Origin of the sequence: Pseudooctadecabacter sp. (genome assembly GCF_020627745.1) — a bacterium.
Lineage (GTDB): Bacteria > Pseudomonadota > Alphaproteobacteria > Rhodobacterales > Rhodobacteraceae > Octadecabacter.
In genome coordinates, this window is sequence record NZ_JAHDGE010000006.1 from 1 (window position 1) to 22,442 (window position 22,442).

The window sequence follows — 22,442 nt, forward strand, 5'->3', positions numbered from 1 at the left end:
CGTGCCGATGTTTACGTGCGGCTTGTTACGTTCAAACTTTTCCTTAGCCATGATGAGGCACCCTTTGTTTTGGTGGGTCCCGCAACGCCGGGCGACCCTGATTTGATACGCGGGGCAAATAGTCTGGAACGGGCCGGAAATCAAGCGGGTCGTGCGTGTCCGCCTGAATGAGGCCCTTGGCCGCAAATCGCCTGCAAACTAAGGGAGGGCGCAGTCAGCTTTCGGGGGGCGTTTCGGCGGGGGCGACAAGTTCTGGATTATCGACGAGGACATTGCCCTCAAGAATCGTATCGTCCTCGGGCAGAACCTCGTTTTCGGCCCCGAACCACGCCCCGTTCTGGCGCATGGTGCGTTCGATGGCCCGCGCGGCGCTGAACGAGAGACCTTCCATCTGTTCCTCCGCCGACCGCGTCAGGCCCGACCCGAGGAACGGGACAGTGCAGCATGGCTCAAACACGGTCAGCTGGATCGCTTCGTCGTTGAGTTTGGTCTGGGTCGCGTCCTCGAAAAAGTTGACGCTGAAAATCAGAACGGAACGCGGGGAATAGACCAGTGGAATGCCGGGCTGTGCCAGAACGTACCCTTCGACCGCGACGCCCACGTGATAGAACGCGCTGCCGTCAAACCGGGCCAGACCCAGACGGTCGTTCACCGCCGCTGTCATCGCGGCCTGCCATGCGGCGTCCTCGACCGTGCGGGAAAACGGGCCCTGAACCGGTTCATTGACCACCGCAATGTTGTGGCCCAGCCTGAATGTGCCGATCGGATCGGGGGTTTGGGTCAGATCATCGCGCAGGCCGCCACAGGCCGTCAGGATGAGCAGGCAAGCGAGTTTAACGAATGTGCGCATGGTCTTGTCCCCGTTTGGTTTGATCATGGGTAGCGCACAGACCGCGATTGGGCAATCAGTCGCAGATGCCCTGAAGGGCGGCCCATTCCGCATCATCCAGCACCGGCCGGAATTTTGCCCCTTCGGGCTGTGCCGCGCGCGCGGCAGCGATGCGGTCGCCCATCGCCGGATGGGAGGCCAGATGGTCAAGGATGCCTGCCTCCTGCTGTCCTTCGCTGCTTAACCTTTCAAAGAACGTACCGATGGCGGAGGGGGGCAGATCGGCCTCGAGAAGGGCCGCGTGCGCGAATGTATCGGCGGCGGCCTCGGCCTGTTGGGTATAATCGGCGCGGATGATCTGTTCGGCCAGAAACAGCACCACGGCGCCCCCTGCGAAATCCCCGAACAGCAGCCCCAGCACCCCGATGGACCCCGCAGAGCGCAGGGCGATGCGGGTGGGGTCACGGGCCACGACATGGCCGATTTCATGGGCGAAGACGGCGGCAACCTCTTCGGGGGAACCGGCCTCTTCGATCAGACCACGAAAGAAGACGACGTAGCCGCCAGGCAGGGCAAAGGCATTGATCATCGGGTGGTTGAGGACATGAACCGTCAGTGGCGTTTCAAGGTCCATCTCTTCGGTCAGACGGGTTTCAATTTTCGTGAGGGCCGCCACACCGGACCTGCTGTCGCAAATGGCAAGCGCGCTGAAGCCTGTGTCATCCAGTGCGGTGCGGATCTGGTCGAACGTCGCATCGCCCAGCGCCTTTTCACCCTCCGGCGGCAGATATTCGGCCAGTTGGTCGGCCATGACGGGAACCAGAACAAAGATGATCAGCGCGACGGAGGCGACAGCGGCCAGCCCCCACATGGCCAGCTTGCTGCGCTTGACGTGGCTGGCATACCGGTCGAGGTTTTTGGCGCGCGCGCGGATCAGGTCGCGGTCCTCCGGGGTGTCGATGATCAGCCGTTGCGTGGGATCGTCGGCAAGACGGATGATCATCTGATCGCCGGCCTGATCACGCAAGGCGCGCAAATCGGCATAGGGCCAGCGCAGGGTCGTGCCCTGATGGGCGATCAGCAGGGCCTGCCCCGCGTCCGCGTATTCAAAAGGACACGCTTGGGGCTGGGCGGTATCGCCATCAAGGTAAAGACACTGCCCCCTAACCCTGCGCGCGGGGGCGGCAGGGGATGCGGGGCCATCTACCGTGATGATAGTACGTTCGGTCATATGGCCCCCCACAGGTCCAGCGCCTCGGCGAACCCCTCTGCTTCGGCAAATTCATCACGGTCTTTTTGTGAGACCGCTGCCAGGGCGGATGGATGTTCGATCGTCAGGGTTTCGGCGTAGTGACGCCACAGCGGCATGGTCACAAAGCAATGCCGCAGCACGCCCCAGATCAGGAACACCGCAAAATAGGCGATGATGCCCAGCGCCGTCCAGACCGACACGGGCAAGCCGTAGATCAAATCCGTGTCGATGGTGGGGTCATAGATCGCATTCAGGCGTTCGTTTTCGATCATACCGACGAGCGTGATGATGGGCACCACCGGTAACAAGGCGCAGATCGTTGTCGCAAGATAACCAAAGACATAGATGCGGGTGATTTTCAGCCGGTCAGGGTCCGCGCGCAGCCCCAAGGACCCTGCTGTCTTGTGATTGGCGAGAATGCGTTTTGCCTCAACCGTGTAATGGATCACGCCGTAGACGAACCACGGCCCCGCCAGCGCATAAAGATAGGTGACCCGCAGATTGCCCTGCCAGGTCTCAAATGTCGCCACGGCCAGCAGCGCGGCCCCGATCAAGACATGCACAAAGGCGGGCATCAACATCTGCCACTGCCCCCCCTGATGTAAATTCGCGGAGCCGAAGACCGTCCGGTCGGTCATGTACTTTTCAAGGTAGAACGTCTTGCGCGGCCATAAGGCCCCGAGCGTCAGAAGGGTGACAATCCAGTGCCAAAGCGCGCGAAATGCATAACCCCAAGCGCCGGGTTTCAGGCCAAAACGCACCCCGCGCCAACGGCTGCGGGCCAGCGTGTAACGGCGGGCGCGGTAGCGGGCGTAAAACCAGATCGGGATGACGCCCAGAAAGCTGACAAAATAGGCGGTAAAGTTTGACGCCAGCAATGACAGGCTGGCGAACATCAAAATCAGGTTCACCACGCCGATGTAGAAGGCCAGAACCACGACGGCCAGAAAGAACCCCAACAGTTTTTCCAGCGGGTCGCCCACGTATTCCATCGGCGTGCCGCCCGGCCGGATCGCGGACCAATACCAGCGGCGCAGCTTGGTTTTCAGCCAGAACCGGTAGAACCCCAAGGTCAGGATTGTCCACAACGACCCCCAAAGCGCCTTGCGGAACAGCGGCCCGCGGGTGCCTGCGAATGTCGTGGTCAGGCGGTCGGGGGCGGCGTTGTCTGTCACGTAAAGCGGTTGTCCCGTGGGAAGCCGCGCGGGGCCATCCGACCGGCGCTGGCGCGCTTGGATGTCCATTCCGTCAGCTCTGTTTCCGTGCGGGTGCGCCCGGCAGGGTCCAGCCACGACAGCCCTTCGGACAGAGTAAAGGTCGTTACGTCGCTTAGGCCGCCATCTTTGTATTTCTGCAGACGCACGCCTTTGCCGCGGCCCATTTCTGGCAGTTCATCCAACGGAAACACGAGGACTTTGCGGTTTTCGCCCACGGCGGCCACGTGATCGCCCGTCACCGGTTTGCAGATTTTGGCGACCGTATCGCCGCGCACGTTCAGCACCTGTTTGCCTGCACGGGTCTGGGCCACAATGTCGTTCTCTGGCACCACAAACCCGTCACCGGCAGAGGACGCCACGATCAGCTTTTCGCCCGGACGATGGATGAACAGCGCGACAATCTCAGCCTCATTGGGCAGATCAACCATCAGACGCAGGGGTTCGCCCATGCCGCGCCCACCGGGCAGGGTGGATGCGCCAAGGGTGTAGAACCGCCCGTTGCTGCCAAAGACCAACAGCCGGTCGGTGGTCTGCGCATGAAAGATGAAGCGGCCTTCGTCGCCGTCTTTGAATTTCAACTCACGGGCCAGATCAATGTGGCCGGTCATCGCGCGAATCCAGCCCATTTTGGAACAGACCACGGTGACAGGCTCCTTGTCGATCATCGCCTCAAGGGGGACATCTTCAACCTCACCGGCCTCGGCAAAGGTGGTACGGCGCGCGCCGCCTTCGGAATTGGCGCCCATGAGCTTGCGGGTTTCGCGCAGTTGGTCGGCGATGGTTTTCCATTGCAGATCGTCCGCCTCAAGCAGGTCTTCGAGGCCTGCGCGTTCCATCATCAGGTCATCACGTTCCTTGACCAAAGCCTCTTCTTCAAGGCGGCGCAGGGACCGCAGGCGCATGTTCAGGATCGCTTCGGCCTGCACATCGCTGAGGCCATTTTCACGGCCCGCATAGGAGGACGGAATCTTACGCTCGGTGCTTTCCATGAATGACGGTGCTTGCGCGTCTTCGTCCACGATCAGCGTCAGACTGTCCGTGTCCACACCTGCGAGCGGGGACTTGTAGTCGGCCTCATCCGCAGCGCGGGTGAGGGTGGCCTGATGGGGGACCGACCAGTCCTCATACATCAAAGCGGCCTTGGGGTCGTCATCATAGCGGATGATGTCGATGACGCGGTCGAGGTTCAGGAAGGCCGTGATCAGACCGGCCAGAACCTCCAACCGGTTGTCGATCTTGGCCATCCGGTGACGGGATCGGCGGATCAGCACATCGCGGCGGTGATCGAGGAAGGCGCGCAGGACCTCTTTCAGGCTGCAAACCTGCGGGGTCAGACCGTCGATCAACACGTTCATGTTCAGGCTGAACCGCGTTTCCAGATCGGAATTGCGGTAAAGCATGCCCATCAGAACATCTGGGTCGACGTTTTTTGATTTGGGTTCCAGCACGATACGGATGTCATCGGCGCTCTCATCCCGTACATCAGCAAGGATCGGGACCTTCTTGGTCTGGATCACCTCGGCCAGTTTTTCGATCAGTTTCGATTTCTGGACCTGATAGGGGATTTCGGTGACCACGACCTGCCACTGGCCGCGGCCCAGATCCTCAACCTCCCAACGGCAGCGCAGGCGGAAGCCGCCTTTGCCGGTGCGGTAGGCGTCCGCGATGTTTTCGCGCGGTTCAACAATGACGCCGCCGGTGGGGAAATCGGGGCCGGGGATATAGTCCAGCAGGGTTTCATCACGGGCATTGGGCGATTTGATCAGATGCAGGCAGGCCTGGATCAGTTCATCCAAATTATGGGGCGGGATATTCGTCGCCATGCCCACCGCAATCCCGCTGGATCCGTTGGCCAAAAGGTTGGGAAAGGCCGCTGGCAGCACGACCGGTTCGGTCAGCGTGCCGTCGTAGTTTTCACGAAAATCAACGGCGTCCTCGGCCAGACCCTCTAGCAGGGCTTCGGCGGCGGCGGTCATCCGCGCTTCCGTATAACGGGCCGCAGCGGGGTTATCGCCGTCGATGTTGCCGAAGTTGCCCTGCCCGTCCACCAGCGGATAGCGAACGTTGAAATCCTGCGCCAGACGCGCCATGGCGTCGTAAATCGCGGCGTCGCCGTGGGGGTGATAGTTGCCCATCACATCGCCGGAGATTTTGGCGGATTTGCGAAACCCCCCTGTCGGCGCAAGGCGCAGCTGGCGCATCGCATACAGGATGCGACGGTGAACGGGTTTCAGCCCGTCGCGCGCATCGGGCAGCGCGCGGTGCATGATCGTGGACAGAGCATAGGTCAGATACCTCTCCCCGATTGCGCGCCGCAGGGGTTCGGTGGGGTTCATCTTGGGGTCAAAAATCTCGTCGCTCATACATCGTGTGTAACGGTGCGGCGATTAGGCGACAACGATGAAGTGGGAGGCGTCTGCTGAATTTTTCCCCGTGGAAAAGACTCACGGAACTGTGAGGCGTTTGGTATGTTGTAGACGGGAACACAAAAGAATCTCTGGGGGGTTCGACTGATGAAAACCTATGTCTGGGTGAGCTTTGCCTTTATGGGCTGGGCCTATTACGAAGTGTCTGGCGGCGCTGATTTTGCGCCGGAACAGCCTGAGGTTGCCGTGGCCGAGGCCGAAACACAGGCCGAGCCGGACATCGTGACACGTGCGGCGACCCCGACCTTGCTGAGCGTATCGACGTCGAATTTGGCACCTGCGCCCGAGGCCGAGGAGGCCGTGGTGGTGCCGGTTGTCGCGCAGGCCACGCCAGCGGAGCCGGAGATTGTCGAGGATCAAGTCGCGCTGGCATCTGCCCCGGTTGCTGAAGCCCCTGTCGACATCCGCGAGGTGGCCAGCAGCCGCGTCAACATGCGCGCGGGGCCGGGCACGAATTTCGACGTTATCATTACGCTGGACGGCGGCACCGAACTTGAAGTGCTTGAGGTTGATGACAGCGGCTGGGCCAATGTGGCCACCCTTGATCGTGGCATCGAAGGCTGGATGGCCGAACGGCTGCTGACCTCCCCCGACGCATAGGTCAAAGCCCCTTGCCTGTCCGCGCTGTGCGGTCCAGAAAACGGGCATGGCAAAGTCTATTCTTATCACCGGCTGTTCGTCCGGCATCGGGTATGATGCAGCACATGGCATGCGTGCGGCGGGTTGGCGCGTTTTCGCGTCGTGCCGGTCTCAGGCGGATTGTGACCGGTTGTCGGCGGAAGGGTTCGAGGCGCCGCGGATTGATTACACCGATCCAGAGACGATTGCGTCCGGCCTGAATGACGTGCTGACGGCCACTGGCGGCACGCTGGACGCGGTGTTCAACAACGGCGGATACGCCACGCCCGGCGCTGTGGAAGACCTCCCCCGAGAGGCGTTGCGGCTGAATTTCGAAACCAATGTATTTGGGGTGCATGATCTGACGACACGTGTGATCCCCGTGATGCGCGCACAGGGCTACGGGCGGATCGTGCAGCATTCGTCGGTTCTGGGGCTGATCACGCTGCCCTTCCGCGGGTCCTACAATGCGACCAAGTTCGGGCTGGAAGGGCTGACAGATACGCTGCGTGTCGAAATGGGACGCGACACCAACATCAAGATCATCACCATGAACACCGGTCCTGTGACGTCGGACATCCGGAAAAATTCGATCCCGCATTTCGAACGCTGGATCGACTGGAAATCCTCTGCCCGCCGCGCGCAATACGAAAAGGGCCTGCAAAAACGTCTGTATCAGGACAACGGGCCGGATGCGTTTGAATTGCCGCCGTCCGCCGTGACCAAAAAGCTGCTGCACGCCTGCACCCACCGCAACCCCAAGCCGCGTTATTATGTGACGACGCCGACCTATGCGATGGGCCTGCTGCGCCGCATTCTTCCCACCCGCGCACTGGATTGGGTTTTGCGACGTGCCTGACCCTTCCCTTTGGCGCTGGTCGCTTTAGGTGCATGCCAAAGACAACAAGGAGCCGAAACCATGGCCAATGATCCATTCTTTTACGTCATCATCGGGGCGTGCCTGATCGTGGGTGCCATCCTGATATGGGGTGTGTCGCTGTTTGGCGCCGGTGGGGACAGCAAGAAATCCAACAAGGTCATGCAATACCGGATCGCGGCCCAGTTTGTGGCTGTCATCCTGATTGTGGGCTTTGCCTATTTTAGAGCCCGGGGAGGCAACTGATGGTTGTTCTGAACAAGATTTATACCAAAACCGGGGATGCCGGAGAAACCGCTTTGGGCAACGGCAGCCGCGTCGCCAAACATTCCTTGCGCGTGACCGCCTACGGCACCGTGGATGAGGCCAATGCAACTGTGGGCATGGCGCGTCTTCACGCCTCGGGCGATATGGATGCGCAACTGGCCGCGATCCAGAACGATCTTTTCGATCTGGGTGCGGATTTGTGCCGCCCCGACATGGAAAAAGACGCCGAAGCCGAATACGCCCCCTTGCGCATGACGGATGCGCAAGTGTCGCGGCTGGAATCCGAGATTGACGCGATGAACGCCGATCTGGAACCGCTGCGGTCGTTCATTTTGCCCGGCGGGTCGGCCTTGGCCGCCCATTTGCACCTGTGCCGGACCGTATCGCGCCGCGCGGAACGTCTTTCGGTGGAACTGGGGACGGTCGAATCTGTGAACCCTGCGGGGGTCAAATACCTCAACCGGTTGTCCGACTGGTTCTTTGTCGCCTCCCGCATCGCCAACAACGGCGGCAAGGACGACGTCCTTTGGATTCCAGGCGCAAACCGCTGAGGAACGAGGCGGCAGAACGTCCGGTGGACGTTCTGGCGACCGGACGCGCGAACCGCTAAACCAATGTCGTCAGTCTGAAGACCGGGCCGCAGTCCCCTGCGGCCCGTTATCGTTTGTGGCATTCTTCACGGCACAACCCTTGACTTGGTGAAATTTTTGGGCGTTTTTTCACATACGCGACGTCAGGTCCTATCTGCGCGTCGATTCTGACCTGTTTTCCGTAGGACCGCTGCGGTATTTGAAACTGGAATTTGAACCGAAGTGCCGGATGGCACATCCAAAGGGAGAAACCGCTGATGAAGGTCCTCGTACCCGTCAAACGCGTGATTGACTACAACGTGAAAGTTCGTGTGAAAGCGGACGGCAGCGGTGTTGATCTCGCCAATGTCAAAATGTCCATGAACCCATTTGACGAAATCGCCGTCGAAGAGGCGATCCGCCTCAAAGAAGCGGGCAAGGCTGAAGAAGTGATCGCCGTGTCCATCGGTGTGAAGCAGGCGCAGGAAACCCTGCGGACCGCATTGGCCATGGGTGCTGACCGCGCGATCTTGGTTGTGGCCACGGATGACGTGCACAACGATATTGAGCCGCTGGCGGTTGCCAAAATCCTCAAGGGTGTGATCGACGAAGAGCAGCCCGGCCTTGTGCTGGCCGGCAAACAGGCGATCGACAACGACATGAACGCCACGGGCCAGATGCTGGCCGCGCTGACCGGTTGGGCACAGGGCACGTTCGCGTCCGAACTGGACGTCGATGGTGACACCGCCACCGTGACCCGCGAAGTGGACGGCGGCCTGCAGACGATCAAGATCAAGATGCCTGCCATCGTGACCGTTGATCTGCGCCTGAACGAGCCACGTTATGCGTCGCTGCCCAACATCATGAAGGCCAAGAAAAAGCCTTTGGACGAAAAGACACCGGCCGATTACGGCGTCGATATTGCGAACCGTCTGGAAATCGTCGGCACGTCCGAGCCTGAGGCCCGCGCCGCAGGTATCGTTGTGGGATCGGTGGATGAACTGGTCGAGAAACTCAAAGAAGCGGGGGCTGTATAATGGCTGTTCTTCTGATTGCTGAAGTTGTGAATGGTGAGCTGTCCGTGGACGCCACCGCAAAGGCCCTGACCGCCGCCAAGCTGATGGGCGATGTGACGGTGCTGTGCGCCGGAAGCGGCTGCCAGGGTGCAGCGGCTGAGGCCGCGAAGCTGGACGGTGTGTCCAAGGTGCTCTGCGCCTCCGACGACGCCTATGGCCACGATCTGGCCGAACCTGTGGCCGATCTGATCGTGTCGCTGGCAGGCGATTATACCCATATCGCAGCACCTTCTACGGCGGCGTCGAAGAACATCCTGCCCCGTGTGGCGGCCCTGTTGGACGTGATGATCATTTCCGAAGTGACCGGTGTGGTCGATGCGGACACGTTCGAACGCCCGATCTACGCTGGCAACGCCATCCAGACGGTGAAATCCTCCGACGCGACCAAAGTGATGACCATTCGGACATCCACGTTTGACGCGGCGGGTGAGGGCGGGTCTGCCTCGGTCGAAGAAATTTCACCTGTTGCGAACCCCGGCCTGTCCGAATGGGTCGAGGACAAGGTTGCAGCCTCCGACCGGCCTGAGCTGACCTCTGCGGGTGTTGTTGTGTCCGGTGGTCGCGGCGTTGGGTCTGAGGAAGATTTCAAGCTGATCGAAGGTCTGGCCGACAAATTGGGTGCCGCTGTTGGCGCGTCCCGCGCGGCGGTCGATTCCGGTTATGCGCCGAACGACTGGCAGGTTGGTCAGACCGGCAAGGTTGTCGCGCCTGACCTTTATGTGGCTGTGGGCATTTCGGGTGCGATCCAGCACTTGGCCGGTATGAAAGACAGCAAGATCATCGTTGCGATCAACAAAGACGAAGAAGCCCCTATCTTTCAGGTGGCCGATTTCGGTCTGGTCGCGGACCTGTTCGACGCGGTTCCGGAGCTGACCGAAAAACTGGGCTAACCCCCACGTGAACGTTCTGAAAAGGCCCGCCGATCGTGCGGGCCTTTTTCATGTTTCAATGGCATACATGACCGACGCACGCAGCGCCTGTGCCGCCGCTTGATGGGCCGCGAGACCCAGCGCATCGCGAGCGGCCAAGGTATCCAGCGGGGCGTAGGACAAGCCGTCCAGTTCCCCCCGAACGGCGATGACCTCGATGATGTCGTCCACATAGTCCCGCAGGGCTTCGACCATCTGACGGGTGACAAAGACCGGTTCATGACAGGGGTTTCCGCCCTGCCCCACAATGCTGCCCCCGTCACTGTTCGGGGTGCGTTCCGCGAACCACAAAAGCAATACAGGCCCCGGTACATTTTCAACCAGTTGAACCATCCGGCAAACCCAAGCCGATTGCAGGGCGGTGCGGACAAGGGCAAAGCGTGCTTCGTCGACAGCGCGCAAGCGCGCAATCAGGTGTCCGGTAAAGGAAATTTCGCTGAAGTCGACCTCCGGATACAGGTGGATCAGCCTGTCGGTCGGCGCGGTAAACCGGTCATTCCGGCGTGGATGGACCTTGTAAAAATCATTGCTGAGGTTCGTGGACCCGGGAAGCTGGATGACTGTGGCCGCCGCATCATGACGCAGGGATTGCAGGGCTGGATCGTTCAGATAGACATCCGGCCCCGCAGCCTGCACGCCAAGATTGACGCAGACTTCGCCGATGGCCGTTTCCACCAGATCCGGATAAGGCTTTGCCACATACCGCGCGAGGGTGTCCGACCCGCCCAAAACCGCCACGAACCGTCCGTCTGTCGGCCGGCGCGGGCCGCGGAAGGACAACCTTGATAGGCCGTAAGTACATGATGTCAGCCGAAATGCGGATTGTCTGGTTTCAAACGTCTTCATGGGTCCCACCCTTCTTAATTTACACTCACCACTGCCCCTTTTCTGCCGATTCCCTTTCCAAGGGCTTAAACACAGAATTTGCCTAAAGTTTGAACCAACTGAGCGGCTTGAGGGTCTTCCACGTCGCGCCTATGGTGACCGCAGTCATCGAAAGGCAGACCCCATGAAGATTGAACGAATTGGCGTTGTTGGCGCGGGTCAGATGGGCAATGGCATTGCCCATGTATGTGCGCTTGCGGGCTATGATGTCTTGCTGACCGATATCAGCGAAGATGCCCTGACAGCCGCGACCGCCGCTATCGACAAGAACATGACGCGACAGGTGTCCAAGGGGCTTGTTTCGGATGACGAAAAGTCCGAAGCGCTGCGCCGCATCGACACGACACTGACGCTGACCGACCTCGGCCCGACCGATCTTGTGATCGAGGCCGCGACCGAGCGCGAGACCGTCAAGCAAGCCATCTTCGACGAGCTTTTGCCCCATCTGACGCCGGATACGATTTTGACGTCGAACACCTCATCCATTTCCATCACACGGCTTGCGTCCCGCACGGACCGGCCCGAAAAATTCATGGGGTTCCATTTCATGAACCCGGTGCCGATCATGCAACTGGTGGAACTGATCCGTGGCATTGCCACCGACACGGAGACGTTTGATGCGTGCAAGGGCGTGGTGGACCGGTTGGGCAAAATCTCTGCCACGGCGGAGGATTTTCCGGCCTTCATCGTGAACCGCATCCTGATGCCGATGATCAACGAGGCGGTCTATGCCTTGTACGAAGGCGTCGGAAATGTGGAATCCATTGATACATCCCTGAAGCTGGGCGCGAACCATCCAATGGGACCTTTGGAACTTGCGGATTTTATCGGGTTGGACACCTGTCTGGCGATCATGACCGTATTGCACGACGGGCTGTCTGATACCAAATACCGGCCCTGTCCGCTGCTGACGAAATACGTCGAAGCGGGCTGGCTGGGTCGCAAAACCAAACGCGGGTTTTATGATTACCGCGGGGACACACCTGTGCCCACGCGCTGACTAAAATTTCGGAATTTCAGTCGCTGGCCAGGGCCAGCGTGTGGTCGCGCAGCCACGCCATAAAGGCGCGCGGGTCTTTCATGCGGTCTGCGTAATCGTCCGGCGAAATCGGATGCCCGATGACCGGCTTTTGGGGCTTGTCAAAGGCATGGGCGACCTCGTGGATCAGGAGGCCCTGACGCAACGTGGCGCTGAACTGGTTTGCGATCTGATAGGCGCGTGAATTGCTGCCGGGGAAAAAACACGGCACGATTGTCGCGCCGGACCGTTTGATCATCTTGGCGGTAAACACGTTCCATTCCTGTTCGACAGCGGGGCCAAAGGCGGTTTCTGACGCCGCCACCACGCCCGACGGGAAAAGAGCGATCAATCCGTTGTTGGCCAGATGCTCCATCGCTTTGGCCCGCATTTCGATCATTTTGCGCTGAGCCTCTTCTTCATGAAGAAACGGCACGGGGATCATGTAGCTTGATGCACTTTCGTCGATCCCTGTCAGCAGGGACCGTGTCAGAATGCGGTAATCGTTGCGGCGGCGACCGATAAGATCGGCCAGTATCATGCCATCGACCAGCCCGTGAGGATGATTGGCCACAAAGACAACGGGGCCAGTCTGCGGAATGCGGTCCAGTTCCGATTGTGGTGTCTGGATAGCGATGCCCATGGCCTTCATTGTGGCCGGCCAGAACGCCTGACCTGTGGGCGCGCCCATCTTTTCGAACCGTCGCACCCGGCGGATGACCTTGATCTTGCCGGTCACCCATTCCATCGCCATGATGAAATTGCGCTTGAGCGGGCTGTCAAATGTTTCCGAATAGGTCAGTGACCGCCGGTCATACACACGCGGCGCATCTTCGGTGTCCGTGGTCACATCGGTTTTGGTCGACGTATCGGTCAAACGCAGGTCCTATCCGGATGGCGGGCCTCAGTCCCCTTCGCCGAACTTGTCCGCAACCAGCGCTACCAGCGCGTCCATCAGAGGTTCGGCCTCAGGCCCATTGGTTTCAACCTCAATAGAGGTTCCCATGGAAGCTGCCAACATCAAAAGGCCCATGATGCTGTCGCCATCCGCCGAAACACCGTCCTTTGACACGGTCGCACGGGCGTCAAATTGTTCGGCCACTTCTACAAACTTGGCCGAGGCCCGCGCATGAAGACCCTTGATATTCACGATTTCCAAAGTGCGGTTCGGCATGGTTCAAGCGTCCAGATCGACAGAATGACTGTCGATGTATTTGCGCCCCGCATCAAGGGCTGCGCGCACGGCGTCCGGCACGGATTTGCGACGGGATTTGGCGAGTTTGACCAGCATCGGCAGATTGGCCCCATAGACGATCCGGCGGTTTTCGGGGCTGCAGGCCCGCAAGGACAGGTTTGACGGCGACCCTCCGAACATGTCTGTGACAATCACCACCCCCGAGCCCGCATCGACCGCGTCTGCGGCCTCGCAGATTTCGGTTTGCTTTAGCGCGCGATCATCCTCCGGGCCGATCGCGATCGCCTGAATGCCCGATTGCTTGCCCACGACATGTTCGACCGCCGACAGATATTCCGTCGCCAACCCGCCATGCGCTACAATCACTATCCCGATCAAATCATGTCCCTTTGATCTGCTGAGGGGCGCACGCTTGCGCTGCCCTCTCGAGTTCTCGGTGACGTTTAGACACCTGCCACCCCTGGTCTGCAAGGGCAATCGCCACCTGTTCAGTCACGTAAACCGACCGGTGTTGCCCGCCTGTGCAGCCAAACCCGATGCTGATGTGGGATTTTCCTTCGCGGCGGAAGGCAGGCAACAGCGTCAGCAACAAATCGGTGGTCTTGGCGATAAACGGGGCCGCCAGATCATCTGTCCGGATATGCGCACCAACCGCGCCATCCAGACCGGTTTTCGACCGCAGATCGGCCTGCCAATAGGGATTTTTCAGGAAACGACAATCAAAGGTCATGTCTGATCCTTTGGGCAGCCCGCGTTTGAAGGAGAACGATTGCAGGGTAATGCCGAAAAGCGCCGCCCCCTTGTCCCCGAACCAGTCGGTCAGACGTGCTTTAAGATCGTGAGGCGACAGCTCCGATGTATCCAGCAGGAATTCTGCCCTTGCCCGCAACGGGGCCAGCATGTCAGCCTCGCGCCGGATGCCTTGTATGGCGGGTTCATCTGGGGCCAGCGGATGACGACGGCGGGTTTCGGAATATCGGCGCACAAGCGTATCTTCCGAGGCGTCCAGAAACAGAAGCTGGCTGTCGATGTCCGCGTTGGACACCAGACTATCCAGCGTGTCCTGCACCCCCTGCACCGAAAAATCGCGGTTTCGAATGTCGATGCCGATGGCCAAGGGCCGTGGCAGGGGACCGTCGGTCAGGCGCGGAATAAGGGACAGGGGCACGTTGTCGATGGCCTCAAACCCCAAATCCTCAAGCACGTTGATCGCAGTGGACCGGCCCGCGCCCGATGGGCCGCTGACGACGATGATTTTCTGCATGGGTGCGGTGGAGTGGGGCATGAGGCCTCTGGGTTAGTCGGAACGTCCGTAAGTTAGATAGTGGATCATTGCCTCTGCAATATAGGGGGTCGCGGGTTTGTGAAACAGGGGGAAGGACCGCCCCAAAAGGGTGATGTGACGCAGGGGCGGCAGACGGTCTGCCTCGTCAGTGCCCAGATCAAGAACCGCGGCGACACCTTCGCCCGCGTGCACCGGCGTGTTGAGAAGCCCAAAGCCACGCACCTCAATCAATGCGGGAAGGGTCGCTGGACGATGCGCTGTCACGTGATCCGGTGCAGAGGAGAGAACCGTGATGTCGTCGGAAATCAGGGTTGCACCCAGTGACATCATCCGAAGCGCGAGGCTGGACTTTCCCGACCCGCTTGGCCCTGCGATGACCAGGGCTTTGTGGTTGAAAGATACACTGCTGGCATGGAGCCGAAGGTCCCCGTCCGGTTGCGGTTTGACCGGAACCGAAAGCATCTAGACCGGCAGACCGACCACGAAGCGCGCACCCAGCGGGTCGGACCCGATGTCGGCATCAGTGGGCCGGATATTTTCGGCCCAGATCACGCCGCCGTGGGCTTCGACGATCTGTTTGGAAATGGCCAGCCCAAGGCCGGAATTGTCGCCAAACTGCGTTTCGGGGCGTTCGGAATAGAACCGTTGGAACACCTTTTGCAGGGCGCCTTCGGGGATGCCCGGTCCTGTGTCCTCAACCACCACCAAGACGCGGTTGTCCCGCTTGCGGACCCACACGCGGATTGCATCCCCGTCCTCGCAAAAGGAAATAGCATTCGAAATCAGGTTGACGAAAACCTGCGCCAACCGCCCCTCAAGGCCCATAATCTCAATCGGGTCTTTCGGCAGGTCGGAGATGAAATCGACGCCCTTCTGTTTGGCCTGATTGCCGAGGAATTCCGTCAGATGGCTGAGGGTCTTGATCAGGTTGAACGCCTCTTCCTCTTCCTTCACAAGCTCTGAATCCAGACGTGAGGCATTGGAAATATCACTGACCAAACGATCCAGCCGCTGCACGTCATGTTCGATGACATCCAGCATCCGCAGGCGGTGTTCTTCCTTTTTGGCCAGCCGCAGCGTGCCCACAGCAGACCGTAAAGATGCCAGCGGGTTCTTGATTTCATGGGCAACATCCGCGGCGAATTGTTCGTTGCCTTCGATGCGTTCAAACAAGGCGGAGACCATGCCGCGCAGCGCGCCGGACAGGCGACCGATTTCATCGGGCCGACCTGTCAGGTCAGGAATGCGGATGCGATGTGGCGACATTTTTCGTGCGTTCTTGTCGCGTCCAAGCTCTGCCGCCTTGGCCAGATCAGACAGCGGATGTGCGATGGTCGAGGCGAGTGCGAGGCTTAACAAAATGGACACGACGACGCCGACAACAAACATCTGCAACAGCTGTTCGCGGTCTTGCGCCACTAGGGCATCCAATTCGCCCGGTGCCGACACCAAAGCAATGACGCCCACGGGCGTGCCGCCCTGCTGGACAACCGGTGTCATGACGTTGAAAAACGACTGTCCGCGATTGTCCGTCCGGTTCTCAAGCCACGTCCCACCCTCAAGCGTTGCGGCCACTTTGGTGGACAAATCCTCGCTTAGATCAGGGGCGCTTACAGTGTCGTCCAAACCGTCACGGAACAGGCCGGATGCCTTGGCCCAGATACTGTCCAAAGCACGTGTCAGGAACACGCCGCGGTTTGTGCGATCTAGACCGGGAATGGCGTCATCGTCAGGGGTCGGGTCGGACCAGCGTTCAACCACGTTGCCTTGCGCGTCCAGCAAATAGACGTCAACGCCGCCCCGCAGATCAAGATTTTCAAGGGTCACGCGGGCATCAGCCCCATCGCCTGACATCAGGTTCACCGGCGCATTCACGGGCAGTTGCGCCTCAAACACGTCAGCGATCAATTCCACCTCATTCACCAAGGACGACCCGCGCTGGTAGGCAAGGTTGTCGCGGGCAGGATTGAGGTAGAGCATCCCTGCCACCAGAACAATCAGCGCCAGCAGATTGAAGGTGATGATCTTGCGCGCAATCGGGGATCGCAAAAGGTGCCTGACGGATCGCCGTTTGCGCCGTTGCGCCATGACGTCATCCGCAGATGGCGCCACAAAGTCATCGCCCAGAACGACGTCGTCCGTCTCGCGCGCGGCGGCGCGGACGGACTTCAGGTCACGAACGTCAATCTTGGGGGCAACCGTCATGGTGCGCCTTTGCGTTTACTCTTCGTTATAGCGGTAGCCGATGCCGTAGAGTGTCTCAATCGCGGAAAACTCATCATCGGCCGTGCGCATTTTCTTGCGCAGACGTTTGATGTGGCTGTCGATGGTCCGGTCGTCGACATAGACCTGATCATCATAGGCCACGTCCATCAGCTGGTCGCGTGATTTGACGAAACCGGGGCGTTGGGCCAGTGCCTGCAACAGCAGGAATTCGGTGACCGTGAGGGACACATCATTGCCCTTCCATTTCACCGCGTGCCGCAGGGGATCCATGCTCAGATCACCACGAACAAGGATTTTGTTTTCCTCGGTCTCTTCGATTTCTTCGCCAGAGATTGCATCCTGACGGCGCAGAAGCGCGCGAATGCGTTCGACCAGAAGACGCTGGGAAAACGGCTTTTTGACGTAGTCATCCGCACCCATGCGCAGGCCCAGAACCTCATCAATCTCGTCGTCCTTGGACGTCAGAAAAATCACCGGCATGGTGGTTTTCTGGCGCAGGCGCTGAAGCAAATCCATGCCGTCCATGCGCGGCATCTTGATGTCCAGCACGGCCATATCGGGAAGTTTCTTGTTGAATGCGTCCAGCGCCTGCTGGCCGTCATTGTAGGTTTCCACGTCGAAGCCTTCGGCCTCAAGCGTGATTTGAACGGATGTCAAAATATTCCGGTCGTCATCGACAAGTGCGATTCGTGACATACTACTGCCCCTCTACTGCTCAATTATTATTGCCTGTTTTTCTTTTGTTTTGCCCCGCTTCGCCTGAGCGAATCAATCCAAAACTGCAAAAACCACGCAATGATCGCCTTGTTGTGCCCACAAAAAGGGTAACCAATGACTAAAATGTCTCACTTTGTGTGCCAGAGCGTGCAGCCCGCGAACTTGGTTGCGCTAACGTACATTTGGTTGCGCTAACTGCGACAAAGGCGACTATCCAGCGTCAAAATCATCATGTTAGGTCCGTGTTCAGGGGTCGCGTTGGCCCCGTTACACAGGAGCAAGACAATGGACCACGGCACGGTCAACCCTTCCATGAAGCTGCCAGATCAGGGCATCACCGGTTTGGGTCAGGTCTATTATAACTACTCCGAAGACGCGCTGATCGAAGAGGCTTTGGCCCGCAAGGAAGGCCAGTTGGGCAAAGGCGGCACATTCCTTGTCAGCACCGGCAAATTCACCGGCCGGTCGCCCAAGGACAAACATGTGGTGCGGTCTGCCAGCACCGAAAATACCGTCTGGTGGGACAACAACGCCGCGATGGAGCCTGCGAAATTCGACCAGCTTTATGACGACATGATCGCGCACATGGGCGGTAAGGATTATTTTGTGTCCGACCTTTATGGCGGTGCGGACCCGGCGCACCGGCTGGACGTCCGGTTTGTGACGGAACTGGCGTGGCACGGGTTGTTCATCCGCCACATGATGCGTCGCCCGGCGGCGGATGAGGTTGAGGGCTTCACCCCCGACTGGACGGTGATCAACTGCCCGTCGTTCGAGGCGGACCCCGAACGTCACGGCTGCCGGTCGTCCACCGTCATCACCATGAATTTCGACCGCAAGATGATCCTGATCGCAGGCACGGAGTACGCGGGCGAGAACAAGAAATCGGTGTTCACGCTTCTCAATTACCTGCTGCCCGAAAAAGACATCATGCCGATGCATTGTTCGGCCAACCACGCCAAGGGCAATCCGGTGGATGCGGCTGTGTTCTTTGGCCTGTCTGGCACGGGAAAGACGACACTGTCCGCGGACCCGAACCGCATTCTGATCGGGGACGATGAACATGGCTGGTCCGATCGCGGCATCTTCAACTTTGAAGGCGGCTGCTATGCCAAGACCATCGGTCTGAACCCCGAGGCCGAACCTGAAATCTACGCCACAACCCAGATGCCCGGTACGGTCATCGAAAACATGGTGTTCGACCCTGAAACCCTTGAACTGGATTTTGAGGACGACAGCCTGACGGCCAACATGCGGTGTGCCTACCCTCTCGACTACATCTCGAACGCGTCGGACACGGCGTTGGGTGGACACCCCAAGAACATCATCATGCTGACCTGCGATGCCTTTGGTGTGTTGCCCCCCATCGCACGGCTGACGCCCGCGCAGGCGATGTACCATTTCCTCAGCGGGTTCACGTCCAAAGTGGCGGGGACCGAGCGTGGCGTGACAGAGCCGGAGCCCACGTTTTCCACCTGCTTTGGCGCGCCCTTCATGCCCCGCCGGCCCGAGGTTTATGGCAAGCTGCTGCAGCGCAAGATCGCGGAACACGGCGCCACCTGCTGGCTGGTGAACACCGGCTGGACGGGCGGGGCGTACGGCACAGGCAACCGGATGCCGATCAAGGCGACACGTGCCTTGCTGACCTCAGCGCTGAATGGCACGCTGGTGGAGGGTCAGTTCCGCAAGGACGCCAATTTCGGGTTTGACGTACCTGTCAGTTGTGACGGCGTAGATGACGGTTTGCTGAACCCGCGCACCACATGGGCGGATGGCAATGCCTACGACGGGCAGGCCGCCAAACTGGTCAATATGTTTGCCGACAACTTCGCCCAATACGTTCCCTTCATAGATGAGGATGTCAAAGCCGCTGCGATTGGCTAAGATCCTCGGATGAAGATGCGCGCACAGATCATCACAACCGCCCTGGCCCTCAGCTGGGGCGGTCTTGTTTTGGCAGAGGGGTCTGAGTTTGTGTCCCCGATGCTGGGGTTCTTTGAGGCAGGCGTGGTTTGCGCGCCAGAGGCAACCGGCCAACGGGACGCACCCGGCACCGTCGCGGGCACCACCCATGTGGTCGATCAGGCCCCGCCATTTGTCAGCGACAGGCGCATAGTGCCCGCCGTTCTGGGCGTCGGGTTCGGCGTGCGCGCAGGGCTGGGTTTTGCCGCGCAGGACGCCGTGGTGATGACAGTGACACATCCGCCGTTCCAAGGCACCGGTGCCACAACGCAAAGCTTTGTCACATCCATAGGGTCAACGGACGCCCCCGGCATCACCTTTTACCAGTTCGATGAAACCTACGAACTGGCCTTGGGGGACTGGACGATGACAGCCACCACCGGTGTCGCCACACTTTACGAAGTCACCTTCACCGTCGTCGACCCCGCTTTGGTGCCGGACCTTGCCAATGCCTGCGACTATCAAGACCTTTTGAGTTAGCCGAACAGACCCTTGCGCAGCAAATTCAGCCCGCCGATGACCAGCATCACGAGGGTCGCCCGACGAAAGCTGTCCTGATTCATACGGTCCTGAAGCCGGAAGCCGATCCACATGCCCAGCAGGGCAGGAAGCAGCAACACAGCCGAAAATGTCGTCGTCGCGGGGGTCAGAATACCACTGTAAAGATGTGCGAACAGCAGCATGAACGCACCGGACCCGTAAATGACCCCTTGCACGACCATCTGTTTTGCCTTGGGCGTTTCGATCGCCAGCAGGTACAGCACAGTTGTCGGGCCCCATGTCCCGGCCAGCCCGCCCAGCATTCCTGAAATGGCGGCGGCGATCACCTCAGCCGGGCCGCGCCGGTGCGGCGGGATGGTCAGACGCACCCCCGCCAGTTGAACAACCGCGAGCATCACGACGGGGACGCCCAGTAGAAAATAGAAGACCCGTTGCGGGATCATCGGCACCAGTTGCGCGAAAACGAGGATCGACAGGCAGACGATAACGACATAGCGCCAGACATCCCGCACCGCCGCCAGAACCGGCGCGATCCCGTCGCGGAAAATCTGCCACAGGTTGGTCACGACGACAGGTACGATCAGCCCGGCCAGGGCCAGACGCGGATCCATTATGGAACTGAGGCCGGAAATCATGATCAGCGGCAGGGCAAAGCCTATGGCACCCTTCACTATTCCGGCCAGAAACCCGATCAACAAAGACGCGGTGATGACCATTCCGCTGAGGTCTGCTAAAGTGCCGAAGTCCATATATCGGGGTGTACCGGACCCCCGGCGATAGCGCATCCCATATTTGCCTGCGACACATTTGTTCGCCTGCAAATAATTTGGCGAATTATTATTGCGCTGCCGATGCGAACGTTCTATTTCTGCGACTGCACAATGAAGGAGTCGGCCATGCCCCGCGACGGACAAGACCTGAACCACCCCGAGACAATCCTTTTGCCTGACCTTCTGGCCACGACGGGGGCCGCGATTGCCCCTCTGCGCGGTCTGCTTGAGGCCGCCAAAGACTGCGTGCGCAGCAAGGTCATGTCGGATGGTCGCGTCTCTGGCGGTCTGGTTGAGGCCGAACAAACGGCGACCCACGGGTTGGCATGGCTTGCCACTTACGTCGAAGCGCTGGCGCAGATGCAGCTGTGGGCCGAGAAGCTGGAGGCGGAGGGCCAGTTCGGAGAGGTGGAACAGCTGATCCACCAGATCGCTTTTGGCGAATACCTTTGGCAGATTTACGGCGGCATCCCCATGAATCAGGGCGAAATCCTGCGCCTGCAGGACATCGGACTGACCCAAGACCAGATGCGCGCCATGATGGAACCCGCCGTCATGACGTTGACCCAAGGGGGCAACACGCAGGCAGCCCGTCTGCGTCTGGTGGACCTTATGCAGGAACGCAGCGCCGAAATCACGGTGGGTCGCACCGGCCTTGATGACGAGCTGGAAATGATCCGCGAACAGTTCCGCCGCTATTCCGTCGACCGGATCGAACCTGAGGCCCATGAATGGCACCTCAAGGACGAATTGATCCCCATGGAGGTGATCGACGAACTGGCCGAAATGGGCGTCTTTGGCCTGACGATCCCCGAAGAATACGGCGGCTTCGGGCTGTCCAAAGCGTCTATGTGTGTGGTGTCCGAGGAATTGTCGCGTGGCTATATCGGTGTCGGTTCCCTTGGCACCCGGTCCGAGATCGCGGCGGAACTGATCATCGCAGGCGGCACCGAAGAGCAGAAACAGAAATGGCTGCCGCGTCTGGCCTCCGCTGAAACACTCCCGACAGCCGTGTTCACCGAACCCAACACCGGGTCCGATCTGGGTGCGTTGCGCACCAAGGCCGTGAAAGATGAAAATGGCGATTGGGTTCTCAACGGTAACAAAACCTGGATCACCCACGCGGCCCGCACCCATGTGATGACCGTGCTGGCGCGCACTGTGCCGGACACCGACAACTACAAAGGTCTGTCGATGTTTCTGGCAGAAAAGACGCCGGGCACCGATGCGGAACCATGGCAGGACCCCGGCATTTCCGGTGGCGAGATTGAGGTCTTGGGCTATCGCGGGATGAAGGAATACACCCTCAACTTCGATGATTTCAAAGTGAAGGGGGAGAACCTTTTGGGCGGCGAAGAGGGCAAGGGCTTCAAACAGTTGATGGAGACCTTTGAAAGCGCGCGCATCCAGACCGCCGCGCGCGCCGTTGGCGTGGCTTGCTCTGCGTTGGACGAAGGCATGAAATACGCACAAGACCGCAAGCAGTTCGGCAAATCCCTGATCAATTTCCCCCGTGTGGCCAACAAGCTGGCGATGATGGCGGTGGAAATCATGGTGGCACGCCAGCTGACGTATTTCTCGGCCTTTGAGAAGGACGAGGGGCGACGCTGCGATGTGGAGGCCGGGATGGCGAAATTGCTGGGCGCACGTGTGGCGTGGGCTGCGGCAGACAACGCCTTGCAAATTCATGGCGGCAACGGTTTTGCCTTGGAATACAAGATCAGCCGCATCCTGTGCGACGCCCGTATCCTCAACATCTTTGAGGGTGCCGGCGAGATTCAGGCTCAGGTGATTGCGCGACGCATCCTCTAATACCGCCATGC

Annotated in this window: 23 protein-coding genes; 10 read left to right on the forward strand and 13 right to left on the reverse strand. The window is 59.6% G+C overall.

What is annotated here, in order from left to right; genetic code table 11:
* Positions 1 to 214: 214 nt before the first annotated feature.
* Genes QZ653_RS04170 through QZ653_RS04185 form a run of 4 tightly spaced genes read right to left on the reverse strand, consistent with a single transcriptional unit; the run spans position 215 to position 5,661 of the window.
* Positions 215 to 877, reverse strand: coding sequence for a hypothetical protein (locus QZ653_RS04170; RefSeq protein ID WP_296417882.1), 663 nt, complete (start codon positions 875 to 877; stop codon positions 215 to 217).
* A 28-nt stretch (positions 878 to 905) separates the two neighbouring features.
* Positions 906 to 2,060 (reverse strand): M48 family metallopeptidase, encoded by a 1,155-nt coding sequence (locus tag QZ653_RS04175; RefSeq protein ID WP_296417883.1) that lies wholly within the window; start codon positions 2,058 to 2,060, stop codon positions 906 to 908.
* Positions 2,057 to 3,325 carry a DUF898 family protein gene (locus QZ653_RS04180; protein WP_296417885.1) on the reverse strand — a complete coding sequence of 423 codons (1,269 nt, stop codon included), beginning with the start codon at positions 3,323 to 3,325 and terminating at the stop codon, positions 2,057 to 2,059. The genes QZ653_RS04175 and QZ653_RS04180 overlap by 4 nt, the downstream gene beginning before the upstream one ends.
* Entirely contained in the window at positions 3,253 to 5,661 is a 2,409-nt protein-coding gene (locus QZ653_RS04185; RefSeq protein ID WP_296417887.1) for a DNA topoisomerase IV subunit A, read from the reverse strand. Before QZ653_RS04185 ends, QZ653_RS04180 begins: the two co-directional genes overlap by 73 nt.
* A gap of 150 nt (positions 5,662 to 5,811) precedes the next feature.
* On the opposite strand from QZ653_RS04185, the gene QZ653_RS04190 reads away from it, so the two are divergent.
* From QZ653_RS04190 to QZ653_RS04215, 6 genes are all read left to right on the forward strand, one after another.
* Entirely contained in the window at positions 5,812 to 6,324 is a 513-nt protein-coding gene (locus QZ653_RS04190; protein ID WP_296417889.1) for an SH3 domain-containing protein, read from the forward strand.
* 46 nt (positions 6,325 to 6,370) lie between these two features.
* A complete protein-coding gene (locus QZ653_RS04195) occupies positions 6,371 to 7,201 on the forward strand; it encodes an SDR family NAD(P)-dependent oxidoreductase (protein WP_296417891.1) in 831 nt (276 codons plus the stop codon).
* Positions 7,202 to 7,261: 60 nt separating this feature from the next.
* The gene (locus tag QZ653_RS04200; RefSeq protein ID WP_296417892.1) at positions 7,262 to 7,465 is read left to right on the forward strand and encodes a twin transmembrane helix small protein; all 204 of its coding nucleotides are present in this window, start codon (positions 7,262 to 7,264) and stop codon (positions 7,463 to 7,465) included.
* Positions 7,465 to 8,037, forward strand: coding sequence for a cob(I)yrinic acid a,c-diamide adenosyltransferase (locus QZ653_RS04205; RefSeq protein WP_296417893.1), 573 nt, complete (start codon positions 7,465 to 7,467; stop codon positions 8,035 to 8,037). Before QZ653_RS04200 ends, QZ653_RS04205 begins: the two co-directional genes overlap by 1 nt.
* A 296-nt stretch (positions 8,038 to 8,333) precedes the next feature.
* Complete coding sequence (locus tag QZ653_RS04210; RefSeq protein ID WP_296417894.1) at positions 8,334 to 9,092, forward strand: electron transfer flavoprotein subunit beta/FixA family protein; 759 nt, start codon at positions 8,334 to 8,336, stop codon at positions 9,090 to 9,092.
* Complete coding sequence (locus tag QZ653_RS04215) at positions 9,092 to 10,021, forward strand: electron transfer flavoprotein subunit alpha/FixB family protein (RefSeq protein WP_296417896.1); 930 nt, start codon at positions 9,092 to 9,094, stop codon at positions 10,019 to 10,021. The genes QZ653_RS04210 and QZ653_RS04215 overlap by 1 nt, the downstream gene beginning before the upstream one ends.
* A 48-nt stretch (positions 10,022 to 10,069) precedes the next feature.
* Here the strand turns inward: QZ653_RS04215 and QZ653_RS04220 are convergent, their stop codons facing one another.
* Complete coding sequence (locus QZ653_RS04220; RefSeq protein WP_296417897.1) at positions 10,070 to 10,906, reverse strand: DUF6473 family protein; 837 nt, start codon at positions 10,904 to 10,906, stop codon at positions 10,070 to 10,072.
* A gap of 163 nt (positions 10,907 to 11,069) precedes the next feature.
* On the opposite strand from QZ653_RS04220, the gene QZ653_RS04225 reads away from it, so the two are divergent.
* Positions 11,070 to 11,945, forward strand: a complete 876-nt coding sequence (locus QZ653_RS04225) for a 3-hydroxybutyryl-CoA dehydrogenase (protein WP_296417898.1) — start codon at positions 11,070 to 11,072, stop codon at positions 11,943 to 11,945.
* Positions 11,946 to 11,961: 16 nt separating this feature from the next.
* Here QZ653_RS04225 and QZ653_RS04230 read toward each other — a convergent pair whose 3' ends face one another.
* The 7 genes from QZ653_RS04230 to QZ653_RS04260 are packed head-to-tail and all read right to left on the reverse strand — an operon-like array spanning position 11,962 to position 17,365.
* Positions 11,962 to 12,840 carry a lysophospholipid acyltransferase family protein gene (locus QZ653_RS04230; RefSeq protein WP_296417899.1) on the reverse strand — a complete coding sequence of 293 codons (879 nt, stop codon included), beginning with the start codon at positions 12,838 to 12,840 and terminating at the stop codon, positions 11,962 to 11,964.
* A gap of 27 nt (positions 12,841 to 12,867) precedes the next feature.
* Complete coding sequence (locus QZ653_RS04235; RefSeq protein WP_296417900.1) at positions 12,868 to 13,137, reverse strand: HPr family phosphocarrier protein; 270 nt, start codon at positions 13,135 to 13,137, stop codon at positions 12,868 to 12,870.
* 3 nt (positions 13,138 to 13,140) lie between these two features.
* Positions 13,141 to 13,536, reverse strand: coding sequence for a PTS sugar transporter subunit IIA (locus QZ653_RS04240; protein WP_296417901.1), 396 nt, complete (start codon positions 13,534 to 13,536; stop codon positions 13,141 to 13,143).
* Between the two features lies 1 nt (position 13,537).
* Positions 13,538 to 14,443, reverse strand: coding sequence for an RNase adapter RapZ (gene rapZ / locus QZ653_RS04245; RefSeq protein ID WP_296417902.1), 906 nt, complete (start codon positions 14,441 to 14,443; stop codon positions 13,538 to 13,540).
* Between the two features lie 12 nt (positions 14,444 to 14,455).
* A complete protein-coding gene (locus tag QZ653_RS04250; RefSeq protein ID WP_296417903.1) occupies positions 14,456 to 14,905 on the reverse strand; it encodes an HPr kinase/phosphorylase in 450 nt (149 codons plus the stop codon).
* Positions 14,906 to 16,648, reverse strand: coding sequence for a sensor histidine kinase (locus QZ653_RS04255; RefSeq protein WP_296417904.1), 1,743 nt, complete (start codon positions 16,646 to 16,648; stop codon positions 14,906 to 14,908).
* Between the two features lie 15 nt (positions 16,649 to 16,663).
* Entirely contained in the window at positions 16,664 to 17,365 is a 702-nt protein-coding gene (locus QZ653_RS04260) for a response regulator transcription factor (protein ID WP_296417905.1), read from the reverse strand.
* Between the two features lie 306 nt (positions 17,366 to 17,671).
* On the opposite strand from QZ653_RS04260, the gene QZ653_RS04265 reads away from it, so the two are divergent.
* Entirely contained in the window at positions 17,672 to 19,270 is a 1,599-nt protein-coding gene (locus tag QZ653_RS04265; protein ID WP_296417906.1) for a phosphoenolpyruvate carboxykinase, read from the forward strand.
* Between the two features lie 9 nt (positions 19,271 to 19,279).
* On the forward strand, positions 19,280 to 19,828 hold the full coding sequence (locus tag QZ653_RS04270) for a DUF3859 domain-containing protein (protein WP_296417907.1): 549 nt from the start codon (positions 19,280 to 19,282) through the stop codon (positions 19,826 to 19,828).
* Here QZ653_RS04270 and QZ653_RS04275 read toward each other — a convergent pair.
* Positions 19,825 to 20,634, reverse strand: a complete 810-nt coding sequence (locus QZ653_RS04275; protein WP_296417909.1) for a sulfite exporter TauE/SafE family protein — start codon at positions 20,632 to 20,634, stop codon at positions 19,825 to 19,827. The two genes, QZ653_RS04270 and QZ653_RS04275, sit on opposite strands and share 4 nt — an antisense overlap.
* Positions 20,635 to 20,745: 111 nt before the next feature.
* On the opposite strand from QZ653_RS04275, the gene QZ653_RS04280 reads away from it, so the two are divergent.
* Positions 20,746 to 22,431: an acyl-CoA dehydrogenase family protein gene (locus QZ653_RS04280; RefSeq protein WP_296417911.1), complete on the forward strand. Its 1,686-nt coding sequence runs from the start codon at positions 20,746 to 20,748 to the stop codon at positions 22,429 to 22,431.
* Positions 22,432 to 22,442 lie beyond the last annotated feature (11 nt).